Source organism: Chitinophaga niabensis, from assembly GCF_039545795.1.
In the GTDB taxonomy this organism is placed as follows: Bacteria; Bacteroidota; Bacteroidia; order Chitinophagales; family Chitinophagaceae; genus Chitinophaga; species Chitinophaga niabensis_B.
On sequence record NZ_CP154260.1, the window covers coordinates 4,626,485 to 4,646,533 of the forward strand.

Consider the following 20,049-nt stretch of genomic DNA (forward strand, 5'->3'; position numbering starts at 1 on the left):
CAACATTTCCGGTTTATCAAAGTATGCCTATCAGTCGTTCTGTCAATGGCTGCAACGGAGGCAGTTCATTCTCTGGTTTATCCAGGTAGAAATATGCGGTGGCAGAATAATTATCCACCCTGTAAAAGTTCACCCATTCATCCGCCGGGAATTTATCATCATTGATATCCGGGAAAGAGGAATCTTCAAATAACTTGATCAATCCTTTGGGCGTCATCACCGAATTCGGCTTTACTTTACCACCTGCCTTGGCGATCCCCCTGATCAGGTCTCTTCCTGCCCCACCCATTTGCTGGATGGTGATCTTACAGTCTGTATTAAAGTATATGGGATCAGGGATGTGATAACGGTAGAAAGCAAATTGTTTCTTCGCTTTATCAACAATAGGTGCGCCCTGGTACAGGTGTGAAAAAGCACCGAGGTTCCAGGCAGAGCCTATATAGTCTTCTGTACCTGTGCCTACCAGTGTAGGATATTCCTTATCACCATCCAGGTAAGCTTTTACTTCTCCTTCTCCAAACCAGGTATCACCATAGATCGGGTCTGCGATAATGCTGAGGTTAGTGCCCAAAAAGCGGCCCTTCCCTTTTATACGTGGCAGTATTTCAAAGTCATCTCCCAATTTGCTGTTATTACTATTCGTGCTCCACCATGCATGGAAATAAGCAATCTCTTTCGGATGCTTTTTCAGGCGTGTGAGGTTCACATCATAGAACAACAGCTGGTTAACTTTTGAAGCATTCACCAGTACGATCTTTGCATGCTTCTTAAAAGGCATGGGAATATTACAGTTGAAAGACCTGCCTTCAGGATCTGAGAACAATGCACTTTGAAAGGCTGTTCTGCGGCCTAAGCCAATTCCAAAGAAATCCCCCAGCGGCACAGATACCGCTGGTTTGGTGGCACCGTCCCAATACATTTCTATATACATAGAACGTAGCGCTGCCGGGCTTCTGTCTATAATGGTCAGCCAGATGCGGTTGATCACACCGGCACCATCATAGTCCATCATTACTTTGCTTTCTCCTGCTTTCAGCCATTCGGAAGCATGGCCCTTCGCGCCCTTGTTTTCCATGCCACCTTTTCCTTTGGCACCGGCAATGTTCTCTAAACTGATCCAACGGGTTTCAGCTCCGGCTGGCAGATCGTATAACTCCTGTGCCTGTGCTATTCCACAAAAAAGGATTAGCAGGAGCGTACTGTACAATGTTCTTATCATCCGAAAAATAATTTATCAATTCTACCAGCCGGGGTTTTGTACCAGGTTCGGGTTCTTCTCTATTTCCCGCTGCTGGATCGGCCATAAGTAATGCTTCTTCTGAAAAACCCTTTTCTCTATTGCTGTTCTCTTATAAAATGCATCGCTGGCGATGTTATATCCTGAGGTCAATACATCGAGGCCATAAATGTTTTTGTTATCAATACTTTCTGCGGTCAGCCAGCGGTGTGTATCAAAATAGCGGTGTGTTTCAAATGCCAGTTCTATCCTGCGTTCGTGACGTATCCTTTCTCTCATATCCGCCTGTGATAATCCTGATGGTAAACCAGGCAGGCCGCTACGTTCCCTGATCAGGTTCACGTATTTATAAACATCCGCAACGGGTCCTTGTGCTTCGTTCAGTGCTTCTGCGTAATTCAGGTATTGTTCTCCCAGTCTGAAGAAGATCCATACCCTGGGCGGGTCAGCCTTGGGCTGCATCACAAATGCCGGCTGTGTAAGTTTCTTCAGAAGATACCCCGTTCTGCTGAAATTTTCACCACTTGCAACAGGACGGCCATCAAGCCCTCCTTTCCAAAACTGTAATGGCGTGGTCCTGCTCTGTGGAGGTGTTGTTTTAAATTTTGCACCGGTGAAATTGATACTTGCATAAAAACGTGGTTCCCTGCCTACATACATTGTACGGGTACCGGCATAATAATAGGCAGTGGCGGCAGCTGCCTGTGCATTCTCACTATATCCTGAGGCCGGGTTGATGACAGGCGTCATATCTGCATTGTATCCAAGGATAGGACGCAGGCCGTTCGCCATTTCATAATCATCTACAATATCCTGAGAAGGTGTTTGCAGTGGCCAAAAGGCACCTGGCATACCTCTCGGCTCGCTGTAGGCATCAATATTATTGTAGCCGGGATCATTGCTGGTAAAAAATACCTCGTCATTAAAGTTAACATAAAATACTTCCTGGTAATTCTTTACAGGATCGTTGGTAGCAGACTTGTATATTTTAAACCCTACGGATTCTGCCAGATCAATACAGGCTTTAGCAGCAGTAGCGGCTGTTTGCCATCTGGCAGGCTGCGCATCCGGGAATAAGCGCATACCTTCTTTATCCTTCAATCCTGCATACTCAGGGTTACCATTCCACAAAGGACTGGCCATATACAAAAGCACTCTTGCTTTCAGGGCTGCTGCAGCTGCCTTCGATGGTCTTCCATAATCATTCTCCGCTGTGATCCTTGGCTGTAATAATGCAGCGGCTTTATCACATTCACTGACAATAAAATCAACACATTTGTCGATAGGCTGGCGCCTAGTGGCCTTAAAGTCATCGTCCAGCGGAACTGTTTTATCTACTATCGGAGCAGGTCCATATACCCTGATCAGGCAAAAGTGATAGAATGCCCGGAGGAAAAGTGCTTCCCCTCTCCAATGGCTGATCCTTTCGGCAGTGGCCAGTTCTGAAGGTTGCAGTTTATCAATGTTTTCCAGGAAGATGTTCGCTTTTCTGATAGCGATGTAACATTGCGACCAGATATCCTGTGTGTAAGTAGTAGGATTCCAGTTACCTGTATTCATCACCTGGGCGAAGTTATTCTCATAACTCAATTCCATTTCATCAGATGCTGCTGTAAATGGATTATTGGGCGGATTACCTGCACCCGGATTATCTACAAAAGCGATCTCCTTGGGCAGATGCCAGTAAATATTGGCCAGGTATTGCTCCGCAAAAGTAGGGTTGGTAAATACCTTATCAACTGTCAGATCTTCATCCGGTGTTTTATTCAGGTAGTCCTTCATGCAGGACGGTGTTATCAAAAGCAGCGTAATGAGCACCAGCGTTGTAATAGATTTCATAATAGCTTGTTTTGAATGGCTAAAAATTAACTTCTAATCCAAAATTGAAATTCTGCGTAACAGGATAGTTGCCCGTTCCAAAATTGGATTCAGGATCGATCACTTTTATATGATCCCAGGTAGCCAGGTTAGTTCCCTGCACAAATACCCTGATGCTTTTAAGCGTGGCTTTGTGTGTGATGCTCACAGGGATGGTATATCCGATCTCCGCATTTTTGATCCGCAGGTAATCTCCACTCCGCTGCCAGAGGGTGGAGCCGATGTAGTTATTGGTACTACCGGCCCTTACAGCAGGGAATTCAGCGTTTGAATTATCTGCTCCTGCAACCCAGCGTTTATCATATACCTGCTGCATTACATTATAACTGCCAACAGTACCAGAGAATGCCCAGGCCGTCCAGCCCTGTGTGAAGAAAAAGTCTCTCCTGGCTGCGCCCGTGAAGAAGATCGTAGCATCAAAACCTTTCCATCCTGCCGTAGCACCAAAGCCAAACATGATCTGTGGTTCAGAACCATAACTTCCAATGATCACCCGGTCTGCATCATTGATCCGGCCATCCTTGTTGATATCTTCATATTTAATATCTCCGGGGCGGATGATAGACTGAAGGTCTGTCTGAGTAGGACTGTTATCTATATCCCGCTGATCCTCGAAGAAACCCAATGCCCTGTAACCCAGGTTTGATCCAATAGCACTTCCTCTAAGGTCCTGGTACGGATATAAAGCTTTGGGCGCATCGTTTTCTATGATCACATTCTTAGCATAGGTGAATGTTCCATTGAAAGAATAATAGAAACCGCTTTTGGTAGTGTTCCTGATCTGGATACTTCCATCTATTCCCTTGTTAGTGGTGATACCTACGTTACCATAAGGAATAGATCCTGAAGGGTAACCGGTGTAGATCGGGAAGATCTTACGCTCCAGTAACTGACCTTCCCTGCGCTCATGGAATACATCTGCAGTAAGGGTGACCTTACCCTGGAACAATTCAAGATCAAGCCCTATATCTGATTTATACGCCGTTTCCCAGGTCACATTCTCATTACCGATGCGGGCTTCACTTTTACCACCGGGATTAATATTCTGGTTCAGACCGAATGTATAACCACCGGCAGATTTATTATATGTTGAAAGGAACAGGAATCTCGCTCCTCCTATCCTGTCGTTACCCACTACGCCGTAGTTCCCTCTTATTTTCAATGTGCTCACCACATTCTTGTTCCAGAAGTTTTCATTGGAGATCAACCAGCCAACACCTACTGAAGGGAACAATCCATATTGTTTGCCTTTAGGGAAATTCTCCGATCCATTATAACCCGCACTTACTTCAAAGAGGTAACGGAAATCGTAGTTATAGGTAAAACGGCCTACCAATCCCTGGCGGCGTTCGGGTAAATTAGCGATAGAACTGGTGGTGTTCACATTCACGTACTCCCTTCTTTCCGCGGCCAATAATCCTGTTACATTATGATTTCCAAAAGAGCGGTCGTAATTAGCAGATACCTGCCCATAGATGGTCCTGTAAGTTTCATTCAGGTTAAAGAAACCCAATGCAGACTCAGATGCAATTGGCCTGTATGATTCGGCGCCAGTGACAGGATCTTTTGTATAGAAGAAAGTAGCCGGACTTTTCTGTCTTACGTTCTGCGTGATATCCACCACATCAAAAGCAGTAAGGCCGCGTACAGATAATCCCGGCGTTACAGACGAGAGGTCCCATTTAACACCCAGGTTGCTGACCAGTGTATTGTAGAACTGTTTGGTGTAGCCTGTTTGTGTAACCACTGCATAAGGATTCAATGCCAGATCACCGAATGCGCCGGGTTGGCTGCCATTGGGGTTTTTGATAGGATAAGCATTGGGCGCTGTAAGTTTCAGCGAAGTGAAAATACCGCCTGCATCACGGCCGGGGAAATTAGCACCTGAGATGATACCAGACAGTCCTAATTCCAGTGTAAGGTTCTTCCGCAGTTTGATATCTACGTTAGACCTGAAGTTATATCGTTTCAGCGCAGCGTTTGTTTTATAGGCATTGCTGGGATCTTCATTATAGATACCTTCCTGGATGGTATATCCCAGGTTCACATAATATCTCACAGCCTCCGTACCGCCGGATACACCCAGGTTATTCATCAGCTGGCGGGTGCGCCTTTTCAGCACAACATCATACCAGTTCACATTGGGGTATAAATAAGGATCAGATCCATCCTTATACTTCTGCAGTTCCTGCGGGGAATATTTAGGTGGCAAGCCAACATTCGCCAATGCTTCATTATGCAGCGATGCATACTCAAAGCCATCTATGTTATCTTCTATGCGCATGGGTACTATCGCAGCCATTTCTGAACGCAGGGTTACTGTGGGTTTGCCGACAGTACCTTTCCTGGTGGTGATCAACACCACACCATTGGCACCTCTGTTACCATATACCGCTGTGGCAGAAGCATCTTTCAATACAGAAAAGCTTTCTATCTCCTGTATGTTCATGGTGGTCCAGTAATCCTGCAGTTCACGTTCTGCACCATCCACAATGATCAGTGGTTTGTTGGTACCGCTTTGTGAAACCAGGCCGCGGATGAAGATCTTGGCGGCATCATATCCCGGCTCACCGGAAGTCTGGCGGGTGATCACACCAGCAAGTTTACCGCCAATGGCATTGGTAAGGGAGGGTGTGGCCACTTTCTGGATCTCTTTTACGGAAACAGAAGATACCGCACCTACCATGGTACTTTTTCTTTGCGTTCCGAAACCTACTACCTGTACTTCATTTAACTTCTGGCTTTCTTCATCCGGCATTAATTTAACAATGACGGTCCTTTGGCTGCCTACAAGAATGGTGGTGTTCTTATAACCAACAAAGCTAACTATCAGGGAATCATCTTCCCTTTCCACTTCAATCATGAACTTTCCATTCATGTCTGTGGTAACACCTTTGGCGGATCCTTTAATACGTACCGATGATCCGGGTAACGCTTCATCCTTTTCATTGGTAACCGTTCCGGAAACAACAAAAGAAAGGGGCGTAATGGTGGCTTTGGTTGAAAGTGGGCTGATGCCATAACATAGCAGCATCAGTAGTAAACATTTTCCGAACAGACGGTCGGTAAACATGGAACTTGTAAACAATTGCATAAAGAAATAGGTTTAAAAAGGTTCAGCCTTATTTAACAATTGCGCACGTGTAAGGAATCATACATTCCTTGCCTCTCTTACGGACATAGATTGATCTGCTGCATAGCTACAAGGGACAGCTATGGCTGATTTTGGTCAATAGTGTATCGTTTGGTTGACCGGTACCTGGTCAGCCATTCAATTTCAGTATATTAAATACTAGTTTGAATACGTAGTCATATTAATTCAAAAAAAAGGGCACGTTACTTCTTTGCCTTTACTGATTTTCTGATCACCAGGTTCCCTTTTAATTTCACGACATTCTCCTGATTTGTTTCTTCTCCCAATAATAGTTTTACGGCATTGTCTACCATTTCATCTATCGGCTGCTTCCAGGTGGTTAAGGAATAGGATGGCCAGTTTGCCATATTGATATCGTCAAATCCAACAACAGAAATGTCTTCGGGTATGCTTAACCCCATTTCCCGGATCGCTTCAATGGCACCAAGGGCTGTAATGTCATTTGCACAGAAGATGCAATCCACTTTTTCTTTCATGGCCACTAAAGCCTGGGCTGCTTTAAACCCGCTCTCATATGTATATATTCCGCTTTCAACGTGTAAAGGAGGAAGCCCTCTTTCTGCCAGCACTTCTTCGAAGCCCTGTTTCCTGTCTATTGTGGTAGAGGTATTGAATGGTCCTGATATAAACGCGATCGACTTATGCCCCATCTCTACAAGATAGGTGGCCAGCTGCCGGCCTGCAAAGTAGTTATCACAGTACACCGCTTTAGACTCAGAGTCTTTGATATAGCGGTTGAACAGTACAACGGTGGTATTATTACGCGATAGTTTCTTGGCTGCGGAAGAAGAGAGGATCGCATCTGTAATGATCACTCCTTCTACCTTATAATCAATCAAAAGGTTGATCTCGCTGGCCTGGATCTCATCATTATCTGAGTTGATAAAAATAAGGTGATAGCCTAATGAGGATAACCTGTTATAAAATGCAGAAAGCACTTCAGAATAAAAGGGATTATGAAAATACTTGATCACAATACCCACCATCTTTGTTTTATTGGTTATCAGGCCCCTGGCGATAGCATTAGGCTGATAATCCAACTTCTCTGCCACTTCGAGGATCTTTTTCCTCTTCTTGGCAGAAACATTCGTATTTCCGGCAAAAACCCTTGAAACAGTAGACTGGGAAACCCCAGCCATATCTGCTACATCCTGTGATGTATAATTTTTCTTCTCCAATAGAATGTCTTTTCTGAAGGTGGAATAAAAAATGACTACGCATTCATTTATACAAATATAATAGCCTTTTTGGAAAAAAGAACATAAATCTCAGAAATTCTATTTTTTGGGAAAAGAGTTGCAGGAATTAAAAAAAGACATTAGTTTAGTAGAATAGTATAGTACAGAACAGATGCAGGATATATATGAACAGATACATGAGCTGGAGGGGATACCGGGTATGTCCAAACACGAGCAGCTGGTGCAGGGGATCATCAATACTATTAACGCCAGGTTATTGTCCAGAGGGGATGCCCTGCCTTCTGTCAATAAACTGATCAGCAAACTGGGCTTTGCCCGGGAAACAATTGCCAGGGGATATAAGGAGCTGGTGGAAAGAGGTATTGTGACTTCCCGTAACAGGAAAGGTTTCTTTGTGAGCAGCAATGATACAGGTCAGCAACTGAAAGTGGCTTTGCTGTTATTTGCATTTGACACCTTCCAGGAAACTTTTTATAAAACGTTCCGGGCAAATATCGGCGAGAACATTCAGCTGGATGTTTTCTTCCATCATAATAATATAGAGGTATTTGAATCCATTGTTTCTACCATTAAAGGGCGATACGGCATGTATGTCGTAGCGCCCATTCCACATCCCAAAACAGCGGAGATCCTGAAAGTGCTGCCCATGGATAAATTCCTGATGATAGACCGGTATGAGCCCTTAGCGGCTGACTATTCTCACATAATGATGATATCGTGAAGGAGATCATCTGTAACGGTATCACTACTTATTCCACGGATTTTGAACTCATGGCAGTGAAAGCCACAGACTTTGTACTGAGTAGGGAAAAGATTCAGGAAGTATTACCCACTATCCTTATCAGAAGGAAATCATTGTAAAATAATCTGACTGGCCTAAAACAAAGTAATGAAAAGGAAACTACTCATCATCGTATTGTCTGTATGTTATCCGGCTGCGCAGCTATTGGCGCAGCAGCAGATCGCAATTGAAACAAATCAGCTGCAATGGTTACTGCAGGTAAATGAAAAAGGAAAACTGTACCAAAGTTATCTTGGTGAAAAACTATCAACACCTGCAGAAGTAAAGGCCGGAAGGCACCAGGCCTACATAGCAGCCGGTATGAACGACTTATTTGAACCCGCCATAAGCGTTACCCATAAAGATGGCAATCCTTCTTTAGACCTGGTGTTTGCAGGGGTAGAAACAAAAAAAGAAGATGCCAATACCAGCACAACTATTATCACTTTAAAAGATCCACAATACGCTATCCAGGTAAAGCTGCATCTCACCGCTTACTATCGGGAGAATATCTTCAAGAGCTTTACAGAGGTCACACACCGGGAAAAAGGAACTGTGACCCTGCATAACTACGCTTCCGCGATGTTGCATTTTGATGCGCCGCATTACTGGCTCACACAATTCCATGGCGACTGGGCAGAGGAAATGAAAATCCAGGAAACTGAACTAACCAGCGGGATCAAGATCCTGGATAGTAAATTAGGCTCCCGGGCACATATGTATCAACCACCTTTTTTCTTTCTCTCTTTAGATCAGCCGGCTGACGAAAACAACGGAGAAGTACTGGCAGGCACACTGGCATGGTCCGGTAATTTCCGGTTTGCGTTTGAAGTGGACGAACAGAACTCTTTGCGGATGATAGCAGGTATGAATAATTATGCTGCCGATTATCCATTAATCGCAGGCAAATCTTTTGTCACACCGGCATTCATCTTCACTTATTCCACTACCGGTAAAGGAACCGCCAGCCGCAGTTTTCATAGCTGGGCAGCTAAATATGGCGTAATGGATGGAGACAGCTCCAGGATGGTATTGCTCAATAACTGGGAAGCCACGGGTTTTGACTTTGATGAACAAAAACTGACTTCCCTCTTTGCTGAAACCCGCAAACTCGGTGCAGACCTCTTCCTGTTGGACGACGGCTGGTTTGCCAATAAATATCCCCGCAATAGTGATCATACCGGGTTGGGTGACTGGGAGGAAAATAAAGCCAAACTGCCACATGGCATTGGGCACCTGGTGAAGGAAGCTACTGCCAACCAGATAAAGTTCGGTATCTGGCTGGAGCCGGAGATGATAAACCCCAAGAGTAAATTGTATGAAGACCATCCGGACTGGGTATTGAAATTACCTAACCGCCCGGAAGATTACTTCCGCAATCAACTGGTGCTGGACCTTGTAAATCCCGCCGTGCAGGATTTCGTATATGATGTGGTAGATAAACTGCTGACAAAAAATCCCGGTATCGCTTATATCAAATGGGATTGCAACCGTATGATGACGAATGCATGGTCTCCCTTCCTGAAAGAACAACAATCCACCTTATCTATTGCCTACACACAAAGCCTGTATAAAATACTGGAGAAGCTGCGTACAAAGTATCCGCATCTTCCCATGATGCTTTGTTCCGGTGGCGGCGGGCGTGTGGATTATGGCGCATTGCGTTACTTTACTGAATTCTGGCCCAGCGATAATACAGACGGATTGGAAAGGGTGTTCATGCAGTGGGGATATTCTTACTTCTTCCCTTCCTTTACCATCTCCAGTCACGTTACCTCCTGGGGTAAACAATCCCTGAAGTTCAGAACGGATGTAGCGATGATGGGCCGCCTGGGTTATGACATAGATGTGAGTAAATTCACGGAAGAAGAGTGGCGTTTCAGCCAGGAGGCCATCAAAAATTACAACCGCTTAAAAGAGGTGATCGCACATGGTGCATTATACCGCCTGATATCTCCTTATAAAGAAAGAAGGGCTGTACTGATGTATGTTAGTAATGATAAAACGAAGTCGGTATTATTCGCATACAATCTTCATACACAGTATGGAGAACAGTTCCGAAAAGTGCGGTTAAACGGGCTTGACCCTCAAAAGAAATATAAGGTGAAAGAGATCAATGCGGATGGAAAGGAAGCAGACTATTCAGGGGACTACCTGATGAAAATAGGTTTACCTGTTTCTTCAGAAAAAGAATTAACCAGCAAGGTGTTTGAAATAACGGCAATGTAATTTTAACAGCATGAAACTTAGATATCCTTTATCACTTGTAATACTGCTTTGTTCATTATTAACTGCACAGGCGCAACATGTAAAGAACATTCCTTTCGGGAAAAATGACCGTATTGTCTATGATCTGCAAAGGGGCATTTATTCCGTATGGATAGGGGGAAAAGAAGTGATAAAGGATGCCTATGCTTTTTATGATGAAACACAACAACCCGATACCGGAAAGGCAACCCGTACTTTTACCGTTTCATCTATAAAAAACGGGAAGCAATATGTGATTGCGAATGGTAGTCAGCAACAACAGGTATTCTATGTATACAATGGAACAGATGGTTTCTATACTGCACTTATATTAAAGGGTGCAAGCTCGCGTTATATGAGTCCTCTTACAGGTAAAAGGAATTTTTTCACCAGTGCTGTGGTTGTTCCATTTGACAATGATGCCTGGGTTAAATATAAGGTAGCCGATCTGCAACAACCCTCTTTCACCAGTTCAGAAGTAACGGCTATGTATGATAGTGTCAGCAATAAAGGGCTGATCATCGGATCAGTAGAGCATAATAACTGGAAGACGGGCATTCAGGTAACAGGGAATAATATCTCAGTCATAGCCGGTTGGACGGATAGCACAGGCACCCGGGACAGGATAAAACATGGTGTTGTTACTACGGGGATCTCTCCGAAGATATTGGTATTACCGGCTGCAGACTGGCGTATCGGCATGGAAGAATATGGCAGTGCCAACCGTTTGGCAGAACCCCGTTACATCCATTCATGGACGGCTGCTAAACCTTTCGGCTGGAATAGCTGGGGAAGCATGCAAACAAAACTATCGCTGGCCAAAGCCAAAAAGGTGGTTGATTTCTTTGCAGACTCCTGTAAGGCATTCCGTAGTAAAGATGGCCAGGTATACATTGACCTTGATTCCTACTGGGATAACATGACGCAGCAGGAACTGGCCGCATTCGTCACCTATTGCAAACAGAAAGGATGCAAAGCCGGTATTTACTGGGCACCATTTGTGGATTGGGGAAAGCAGGCCAGAACAGTGGAAGGCAGCAATTATAATTATAAAGAAACATGGACGAAGGCAAAAGGTGAATACCATGATTTTGATGGTGCCCGTGCAATGGACCCTACCCACCCTGCTACCAGGGAAAGGATCATTTATCGCATCAAACAATTTAAAGATGCCGGATTTGAAATGATCAAAATAGATTTCATCGGGCATGCTGCCATTGAAGCGGATTCATTCTATGATACTTCCGTGCGTACAGGCATGCAGGCTTTCCGGAAGGGTATGGAATTCCTCATAGACCAGCTGGAAGGGAAAATGCTGGTATATGCAGCTATTTCACCGAATATGGCAACCGGCAGATATGTACACATGCGCCGTATTGCTTGTGATGCCTATAAGAGTATCCAGGAAACAGCATATACACTCAACGGTACCAGTCTGGGCTGGTGGCAGAATAAAGTATATGATTTCGCGGATGCGGACCATGTGGTATTTGCTGAAGAAACACCCGGCGCCAACAGGGCCAGGTTAACATCTTCCATTGTTACCGGTACACTCATCACCGGCGATGACTATTCGGTATACAGTAATGCCTCACCGGCTGCACAACTCCTGCTGCAAAACCCGGATATCCTCAAAGCAGCACAGCAGGAAGGGATCTTCCGTCCGGTTGACCATCATATGGGAGAAACGCCTTCCAACATTTTTTTGAATGATGCTTACCTGGCTATTGTAAACTATAGCAACCAACCGACGGTATTTACAGTGGACCTGAATGTATCTAAAGCAAAGGAACTATTCTCCGGCAAAACAACCAGTTTCAAAGGAAAAACGAGTATCACTGTTGGCCCTGCAGATGCTGTTATCTACAGGTTATCCAAATAACTCAACTTTTCGAGCTTCTGTGTAATGATCTTTTTATCCGCAGTGGAACTCGCAAGTTTTAATGCCTGTTCCAAATATGATTTCGCTTCACCGTTATCAATGCCTGTATAAAGTTCTCCCAGGAGCAGGTGATAGAGATGCAGGTTAGCCAGGTTCAACTTTTTTGCTTCTGTGATGGCTGCTGCTTTGCCATTTGCTTTTGAGAGGGCATATGTTCTGTTCAATGCAGCAATGGGTGAATATTCCAGTTGCAATAAGTGATTATACAACTGCAGGATGTTCTCCCACTTTTCTGCGGTATCAGCTTTGATGGTATGCCAATAAGCAATCCCTGCCTCTAAGTGGTACTTTGAAAGTTTATCTCCTTCTGATGCAAGATTGAGGAACTGTTCCCCCTGTTCGATCATCTCTTTATTCCATAGACCGGCATCCTGATCATCATACAAAATGACCTCCCCCTGCTGATCCATTCTTGCTTCAAACCTTGATGACTGAAAGCTCATTAATGAAAACAATGCATTTACCGCAGGTTTATTCGTGGCTTCATTTTCAAGCAGTAAATGTGTTAAGCGCATGGCTTCAAAACAAAGGTCTTTCCGCAGGATCATATTACTGCTGGCAGAATAATATCCTTCGTTAAAGATCAGGTAGAGCGTTCTGAGTACCGTTTCCAGTCTTTTGTTTATTTCAACTTTACCGGGGAATTCTATTTTTATGCTCTCTGCCCTGAGTTTATCTTTTGCCCGCAGCAATCTTTTATTGATCGTTTCCTTATTCGTCAAAAAGGCATCTGCGATCTCTCCGATACCAAAGCCACAAAGGATACGCAACGCCAAGCCAATCTGTGCCTCTGCCAGGATTGCGGGATGGCAGATAGCAAAGATCATTTGCAACTGGCTGTCCCTGATGTTTCCGGCAGACAGATCAATTTCCGGCAGCTCCATTCCTTCTACAGAACGGCTGAGATGCCCGGCAACCCTGTTCTGGAAAACAGCCTGGTGTTTGAGGTGATTCTTCGCTTTGTTCTTTGCAACGGTATAAAGCCAGGCCACGGGGTTTTCGGGCGGGCCATTCAATCCCCATAACTCTGAAGCAGAGAGGAAGGTGTCACTGGCAATATCTTCTGCCATCTCAATGTTCTCAAAGCCGAAAAGTTTGCACAACACAACCGTTATCTTGCTGTATTCGGTCCTGAATAAATGTGGTATCAATTCATCATTGGCCATAAGATAAAAGCCTTTGTAATCCTGTAAATTACAAAGGCTTTTGCGATTTCATCAGTAGTTGTCTGTCTTTTTATTTGCCTGATGGGATCTTGCGATCTTATCAGCGGATAACTTACATCTTGCCTATTTCGCGGATCTCTACATTTCCGCCGGTTTCAAGAACAGGGCAGCCCTTTGCCAATTCGGTAGCCTCTTCCAATGTATCAGCTTTCACGATAGTGTAACCGGCCAGTGTTTCTTTTATCTCCGTAAAAGGCCCGTCCGTTACAATGTTATCCGGTCTCAATACTTTTCCTGCCGGCTCAAGGCGGTTCCCGCGATCCACCAGCTTGTTCTGGGCAGCGATACCACTGATCCAGTCCATCCACTTTTTCATAGAGGCCTGTAATTGTTCTGGAGAACGTTCACCCATTTTGCTAAAGTCCGCTCTGAATACAAATAAGAATTCTTTCATTGTTTTAAATTTTAATTGTTTTAAAACATCATAACAACTCAATGCCCAAGCCTTGGACAGGAATAATATATTTTTTATTTATTGCTATATAAAGCATTCACACGTAACAACCAGACGGTATCCAACCCTTCGTGACGGGTAGCGGGATTGATAAATTGTCCGTCCAGCCTGGTAACAGGGTAACTTGAAAATACAGCTTCTTCTTTATATTTCTTTCCTGCAAGGTCCAATGCTGCTCTTCCTGCCCTGCCGGTGAATATCAATTCCTTTTTATTAAAAGAAGTATCTCTTCTTTCTACCTGTGCGTCAGCATAAAATTCAAATGCCTGGGAGTTACTTCTGTAAAAGTGAACGATCTCTCCGGGGAATTGCCTGTTCTTCCATTCAGCAGCTGTTGACCCTCCCTGGTAATCCAGTAGTGTAGGGTAAAAGAAAAGATTGATGAAAATAGCTACGCATACACTGCCCAGCATGCTAACCTTTATCAGATCATTGGGAGAACGAAGCAGCCACCATGCTATTAGCGCAACGGCACTTACCACAACATAGGCTATCCAGTAATGAGGACGGAACAACAGGGTTATTCCCAACAGCAGGATCACCATCAGCAATGCAATCACACGCTGTGTGATCGCTACTTTTTTCAAGGGCAGATCGATCAGCCATGCCGCCAGGAGGATACTGAAATAAGGAAATAAAATATTCAGGTAATGCGGTAACTGAAAACTGGAAAGAGAGAACACCAAAAGTGTGAACAGCGAAGCACCCAGTGTGATCCATTCCGCCCCCTTCTTTAATTTCCTGAGCCGCTGAAAAAGTGCCAGGTAAAACAACAGGCTCCAGGGTAAAAAGGCCCAGAGCAGGGTATGTAAAAAGAAGAAAGGATCTCCATGACCCTTAATGGGGCCGGTATTAAAGAAACGCCCGAACTGGCTTTCCCAAAGGAAGAACCGGATACCGGAAACTCCCTGCCGGCCAAAGATCACTTTCTCCGGATGTGCATCAAACTGAAGGTACAGGCACCAGATCTCCGGTAAGGTAAAAACAACTGTGAGCAACAGATAAACGTACCATTTCCATTGCAGGAACTGCCGCCAGTCCTTTTGAATGATCCAATGCAGCAATAATCCACTTCCAATGGTGATCAGTACAAAGGGGCCTTTGGTCATTAATGCAAAGGCGGTAAAAAGGGCAGCAGGTATAATGTACCAGGCAGATCTTACAGCCTGCACCAGGTACCAGGATGCCGCAATCAGGAAACAGGTAAGATAAGGTTCGGCCCTTACATCATTACTGCTGATGATGGCATGCAATGCGGTGAGATAAATGAGTGCTGCTATTTGTGCAGTACCTGTGCCATAAAAGTGCCGGGCAAAGAGATAAGTAAATCTTGCACCTAACAGCCAACAGAGAAAGGCAGGCAATTTATAGGCAAATGTACTGATGCCGAATATTTTAAAACTCAGGGCGCTGATCCAGAAAGGCAGGTGTGGTTTATCCAGCCAGTCTGTTCCATCTGCAAACAGGTTCACCCAATCATTACGCCATACGATCTGTTTTGCGATTCCTGCATAGAGCGCCGCGTCCGGCTCCATTAATGTGGTGAATAATCCCGGAATAAGGGATAGGATGATAATAGCAACACACCAGGTATACCTGGTAGTAAGAGGATAGGTTTGCATGTGTACTAAGATAATGCATCGGGATGAGGGTGCTTACGAAAGCTGATACCGGATTCGTTCCACCAGATAAAGAGGCGGGAGATCAAAAAGCCTGTTATTAATCCAAAGATGGCTCCGCCTAATATATCCAGCGGATAATGTTTCCCCACATACACCTGCGCATACCCGATCATGAATGCCCAGACCCAAACCCAATACCAGTTGCGGATCCCCATATAACGGAAACTCCAGAACCAGAATGCAGCCAGGGCGAAATGATTAGAGGCATGGGAGGAAGGAAAACCATATCGTCCGCCGCAACCTATTATATGACGGAGGTGCCCCTCCAGGTCTTCATTATAACAGGGGCGAACCCTTTGGAATAAAGGCTTCAGGATACTGGCACTTCCATAATCAGCAATGGCGAATGTGATCAGGGTACCGATCAGGAAAAACAGGGCTTTATTCCGGCGGTATTTGATGAGGTATATCAGTACAAAAAGGTATAAGGGTACCCAGGTGAGTGCATTGCGCAGCAGCAGCATAAATGGGTCCAGGTATTCACTGGTACCTATATCGTGAATATGGATGAAAAGGTTTTCATCGAAGTTTTGTAACCAATCTTTCCAGTTCATCCTCTGAAATTCCTACATGGATGTTTCCTTATTGTTAAGAGAAGCATTCCTTAACATGGAATTAATGAAAAGGGCTTAAATTAGGAATATGGACGCTGCTATTATTGTTGTTATTGCACTGGCTGTTGTAGCATTACTGGCATTCCTGATCAGCAGGAACCGCCGTGACAGGAAAGAACTCTTCCCTCCCGGGTCCGGCGATGCTGTGTCTGATGAGAAGAAGGAGCAACTGGAAAACAAAGAAGAGTTATGAGATGCGCAGGCTGTAATTATCTTTCAGCATAACGCCCGTAAGCTGCAGCCTCAGGGCCTCGCTGATGAGATAGAACATTTTCTCTGCTGCCAGTTTATAAGGTAATCCTTCAGGCCTGATGTTCGAAATACAATTCCTGGCTTCATCTGTTAAGCCCGGCCGTGGCTGCCAGGTAAGGTATGCGCCCAGGCTGTCAGGAGAAGTAAGGCCAGGCCGCTCTCCTATTAAAACCAATACCAGCTTTACTCCCAGCAATTCACCTATTTCATCTCCTATGGCAACACGCCCCTGTTCCACCAGTTGTATCCGCGCACAGGATATTTTCTTTGCCTGCAACATAGGATACAGGTATGCCATTACGGGAACTGCATGATGATTAATGGCGGTGGCGGACAAACCATCTACCAGTATTATTCCGATGTCTGTATTTTCCGGGGTTAATGATAACCGGGAGCTTTCATTCAGCTGGCGGCCTTTATCCGGCCGTTGCAGATATACTGCACGGTCTGCTGCATTGCTATGCAGGAGGTTTGTTTCCCAGGGCTGTTTGCTCAATGTTGCGATATCCAAAGAAGAATAAACGGCATCCCTGGCATGTGCATGCGCCAGTTTAAAACGCAGCACTTCCTGCAATGGCATAGCCGTACCTGTACGGCCCAATGCAATACGTGCCGCGGTAAATACTTTTAATTCATGCCATGGGTCAGCTATGATCAGATCGTTCATTACAGGTAATTTTTAAGCAACAAATGGGAAGCGGTTACTGGCAACGACTTGCCATTCTCATCCATCAGTCCATATTTTATCAACCATTGCTCAAATTCCGGTGCAGGTCGTAAACCTAATACCTGCCTGATATAGAGGGCATCATGAAAAGAAGTGGATTGATAATTCAACATAATATCATCTGCACCCGGCACACCCATGATAAAGTTACAACCGGCTACGCCTAAAAGTGTTAAAAGATTATCCATATCGTCCTGATCTGCATTGGCATGATTTGTATAACATACATCCACCCCCATCGGTAATCCAAGCAGTTTACCACAGAAATGATCTTCCAATGCAGCCCGGATGATCTGTTTGCCGTCAAACAAATATTCAGGACCAATAAATCCCACCACGGTATTCACAAGCAGGGGATTGAAATGCCGGGCCACAGCATATGCTCTCGCCTCGCAGGTTTGCTGATCTACTCCTTCATGTGCGTTGGCAGATAAACTACTTCCCTGCCCCGTTTCGAAATACATCACATTATTTCCTGCCGTGCCGCGCTGAAGAGATAAAGCGGCATGATAGGCTTCTTCCAAAAGAGAAAGCTGTATGCCAAAACTCCTGTTTGTTTTCTCCGTACCGCCAATAGACTGAAAAACCAGGTCGACCGGTGCTTTATGCATGATCTGCAATGCAGTGGTAACATGGCATAATACACAGGACTGCGTAGGAATATCAAACTGCTGCCGCAGTTGATCGATGAGTGTTAACAGGCTTGTTACTGCAGCAGGACTGTCAGTAGCAGGATTTATCCCGATCACCGCATCCCCGCTGCCATATAGTAATCCATCCATCATAGCAGCAGCAATACCTTTTGCATCATCTGTATTATGATTAGGTTGTAAACGTACAGACAGCCGCCCTTTCATGCCGATCGTATTACGAAAACGGGTGATCACTTCTATCTTCTTCGCAACGCTGATAAGGTCCTGGTTACGCATTAGTTTTGATACCGCCGCTGCCATTTCAGGGGTGATCCCTTTTGCGATCTGCTGTAACGTAAACAGGTCTGCATAGTCACTAAGCAACCAATCCCGGAAAGCACCTACTGAAAAATGAGAGATAGGCTCGAAAGCCGTTGTATTGTGTGTATCTATGATCAGCCTGGTGATCTCATCTGTTTCATAGGGGATCACTGTTTCCTGCAGGAAGTTCTTTAGCGGCACTTCCGCCAATGCCATCTGAGCAGCCACTCTTTCTTCATAACTATCAGCAGCCAGCCCGGCCAATACATCTCCTGATCTGTATGGAGAGGCTTTTGCCAACAATGTTTTCAGATCACTGAAAACATAAGTATGTTGCTGTATGGTGGTTTTATAAGCCATACTTTACTTTTTGTTTCTGTACCAGTACATAAGAAAGCCAGACAACCAGCAATCCTGTAAAAAAGATAATACTCAACCAGTAATTATAATAAACGATGGCTACCAGGGAAACAATTGATAAACTTAATGCAATGATAGGGAATACGGGATAAAAAGGTACTTTGAAAGGTCTTTCCAATTGAGGCTCTTTTTTTCTCAACACAAAAAGACTGATCATACTGATCACATACATCACAATAGCGCCTAATACGGAAAGGATCACCAGCTGGTCTGTTCTTCCTACAACAAGTGCAACCATACCAGCTAATGCGCCAATGATCAAAGCCATGTAAGGTGTTTGTCTTTTCCGGCTGATCATAGCCAGTATACCAGGCAAATAGCCTTCCCTTGCCAGTGCAAAGATCTGACGGGAATAACTGATGATAATGCCGTTAAAGGATGCTATCAGTCCAAACAATCCGATGCCTGCAAATATTTTAGTGATGCTGTTATCTTTACCCAGTACAATGCCGATAGCTTCCGGCAATGGATAATCAATAGTTGATAAACGTTGCCAGTTAGTAATGCCGCCTGTAAAGACCATCACGGCAACAGCCAATACCACCAGCGTTAATATTCCTGAAATATATCCAATGGGAATATTGCGTGCTGGGTTCTTTACTTCTTCCGCCACCATGGCTACCCCTTCAATACATACGTATAACCATATCGCAAAAGGCAGGGCCGCAAAAACCCCACTGTAGCCAAAAGGTAATGCATCTTTCAGGAAATTCGCCGCCTGGAAATGAGGTGCTACTATTCCCAGGTATATCAACAGTTCCACTACCGCCAGCAAAGTAAAGAGCAGCGTAAACGAAGCAGATTCTTTAATGCCCAGCAGGTTAATGGCGGTCAGTATTACATATACAGCTATGCCCGACCATAATACAGGAATGGCAGGATGCAGGAAATGCAGGTAATTACCCAGGGCTAAAGCAATCGCCGGTGTGGCCAGTAAAAATTCAATCAGTGTTGCATAACCGGCTATCAGACCTCCGGTAGGGCCCAGCGCTCTTTGAGCATATGAAAAAGGACCACCGGCCTGAGGAATGGCCGTAGTAAGTTCTGTGAAACTGAAGATGAAAGTAATGTACAAAATGGTGATGATGATAGTGGCCAGCAGGAAGCCGATTGTACCTGCTACTCCCCATCCGTAGTTCCAGCCAAAATATTCACCTGATATAACAAGGCCAACTGAAATAGCCCATAAATGGACAGGGCGGATAGCTTTTTTTAAGGAAGAGGTATGGGCTTCAGCCATATGAACATTTTAACTATGTAAATAATAATATCACTATTTCAAC

The 20,049-nt window shown here is 44.7% G+C and carries 16 protein-coding genes; 5 read left to right on the plus strand and 11 right to left on the minus strand.

From position 1 onward, the window contains the following. Positions 1 to 16: 16 nt before the first annotated feature. The 4 genes from AAHN97_RS18265 to AAHN97_RS18280 all read right to left on the minus strand — a co-directional run bounded on the left by AAHN97_RS18265 (position 17) and on the right by AAHN97_RS18280 (position 7,447). Positions 17 to 1,219: a glycoside hydrolase family 172 protein gene (locus AAHN97_RS18265; protein WP_343303505.1), complete on the minus strand. Its 1,203-nt coding sequence runs from the start codon at positions 1,217 to 1,219 to the stop codon at positions 17 to 19. A gap of 21 nt (positions 1,220 to 1,240) precedes the next feature. Further along, positions 1,241 to 3,076, minus strand: coding sequence for a RagB/SusD family nutrient uptake outer membrane protein (locus AAHN97_RS18270; RefSeq protein ID WP_343303506.1), 1,836 nt, complete (start codon positions 3,074 to 3,076; stop codon positions 1,241 to 1,243). Positions 3,077 to 3,095: 19 nt separating this feature from the next. Further along, the gene (locus AAHN97_RS18275) at positions 3,096 to 6,209 is read right to left on the minus strand and encodes a SusC/RagA family TonB-linked outer membrane protein (protein ID WP_343303507.1); all 3,114 of its coding nucleotides are present in this window, start codon (positions 6,207 to 6,209) and stop codon (positions 3,096 to 3,098) included. A 242-nt stretch (positions 6,210 to 6,451) separates the two neighbouring features. Next, positions 6,452 to 7,447: a LacI family DNA-binding transcriptional regulator gene (locus tag AAHN97_RS18280; RefSeq protein WP_074242871.1), complete on the minus strand. Its 996-nt coding sequence runs from the start codon at positions 7,445 to 7,447 to the stop codon at positions 6,452 to 6,454. A gap of 172 nt (positions 7,448 to 7,619) precedes the next feature. On the opposite strand from AAHN97_RS18280, the gene AAHN97_RS18285 reads away from it, so the two are divergent. From AAHN97_RS18285 to AAHN97_RS18300, 4 genes are read left to right on the plus strand one after another with little or no spacing between them, the layout of a single operon-like run. Further along, positions 7,620 to 8,189, plus strand: a complete 570-nt coding sequence (locus AAHN97_RS18285; protein ID WP_343303508.1) for a winged helix-turn-helix domain-containing protein — start codon at positions 7,620 to 7,622, stop codon at positions 8,187 to 8,189. Continuing rightward, positions 8,186 to 8,329 (plus strand): hypothetical protein, encoded by a 144-nt coding sequence (locus tag AAHN97_RS18290; RefSeq protein WP_343303509.1) that lies wholly within the window; start codon positions 8,186 to 8,188, stop codon positions 8,327 to 8,329. Before AAHN97_RS18285 ends, AAHN97_RS18290 begins: the two co-directional genes overlap by 4 nt. Before the next feature lie 28 nt (positions 8,330 to 8,357). Next, on the plus strand, positions 8,358 to 10,478 hold the full coding sequence (locus AAHN97_RS18295; RefSeq protein WP_343303510.1) for an alpha-galactosidase: 2,121 nt from the start codon (positions 8,358 to 8,360) through the stop codon (positions 10,476 to 10,478). A 10-nt stretch (positions 10,479 to 10,488) separates the two neighbouring features. Next, positions 10,489 to 12,378 (plus strand): hypothetical protein, encoded by a 1,890-nt coding sequence (locus AAHN97_RS18300; RefSeq protein ID WP_343303511.1) that lies wholly within the window; start codon positions 10,489 to 10,491, stop codon positions 12,376 to 12,378. Here the strand turns inward: AAHN97_RS18300 and AAHN97_RS18305 are convergent. From AAHN97_RS18305 to AAHN97_RS18320, 4 genes are all read right to left on the minus strand, one after another. Beyond that, positions 12,360 to 13,604, minus strand: coding sequence for an RNA polymerase sigma factor (locus tag AAHN97_RS18305; protein WP_343303512.1), 1,245 nt, complete (start codon positions 13,602 to 13,604; stop codon positions 12,360 to 12,362). The genes AAHN97_RS18300 and AAHN97_RS18305 overlap by 19 nt on opposite strands. 112 nt (positions 13,605 to 13,716) lie before the next feature. After that, positions 13,717 to 14,058: a YciI family protein gene (locus AAHN97_RS18310; RefSeq protein WP_343303513.1), complete on the minus strand. Its 342-nt coding sequence runs from the start codon at positions 14,056 to 14,058 to the stop codon at positions 13,717 to 13,719. A 74-nt stretch (positions 14,059 to 14,132) separates the two neighbouring features. Continuing rightward, complete coding sequence (locus AAHN97_RS18315; RefSeq protein ID WP_343303514.1) at positions 14,133 to 15,740, minus strand: ArnT family glycosyltransferase; 1,608 nt, start codon at positions 15,738 to 15,740, stop codon at positions 14,133 to 14,135. A 5-nt stretch (positions 15,741 to 15,745) separates the two neighbouring features. Further along, complete coding sequence (locus tag AAHN97_RS18320) at positions 15,746 to 16,354, minus strand: phosphatase PAP2 family protein (RefSeq protein WP_343303515.1); 609 nt, start codon at positions 16,352 to 16,354, stop codon at positions 15,746 to 15,748. 88 nt (positions 16,355 to 16,442) lie between these two features. Between AAHN97_RS18320 and AAHN97_RS18325 the strand changes: the two genes are divergently transcribed. Further along, positions 16,443 to 16,607, plus strand: a complete 165-nt coding sequence (locus tag AAHN97_RS18325; RefSeq protein WP_343303516.1) for a hypothetical protein — start codon at positions 16,443 to 16,445, stop codon at positions 16,605 to 16,607. On the opposite strand, the gene eutC is transcribed toward AAHN97_RS18325, so the two are convergent. The 3 genes from eutC to eat are packed head-to-tail and all read right to left on the minus strand — an operon-like array spanning position 16,602 to position 20,006. Beyond that, positions 16,602 to 17,333 carry an ethanolamine ammonia-lyase subunit EutC gene (gene eutC, locus AAHN97_RS18330; protein ID WP_343303517.1) on the minus strand — a complete coding sequence of 244 codons (732 nt, stop codon included), beginning with the start codon at positions 17,331 to 17,333 and terminating at the stop codon, positions 16,602 to 16,604. The genes AAHN97_RS18325 and eutC overlap by 6 nt on opposite strands. Further along, on the minus strand, positions 17,333 to 18,706 hold the full coding sequence (locus AAHN97_RS18335) for an ethanolamine ammonia-lyase subunit EutB (RefSeq protein WP_343303518.1): 1,374 nt from the start codon (positions 18,704 to 18,706) through the stop codon (positions 17,333 to 17,335). Before AAHN97_RS18335 ends, eutC begins: the two co-directional genes overlap by 1 nt. After that, a complete protein-coding gene (gene eat, locus AAHN97_RS18340; protein ID WP_343303519.1) occupies positions 18,696 to 20,006 on the minus strand; it encodes an ethanolamine permease in 1,311 nt (436 codons plus the stop codon). The genes AAHN97_RS18335 and eat overlap by 11 nt, the downstream gene beginning before the upstream one ends. Between the last annotated feature and the right edge of the window lie 43 nt (positions 20,007 to 20,049).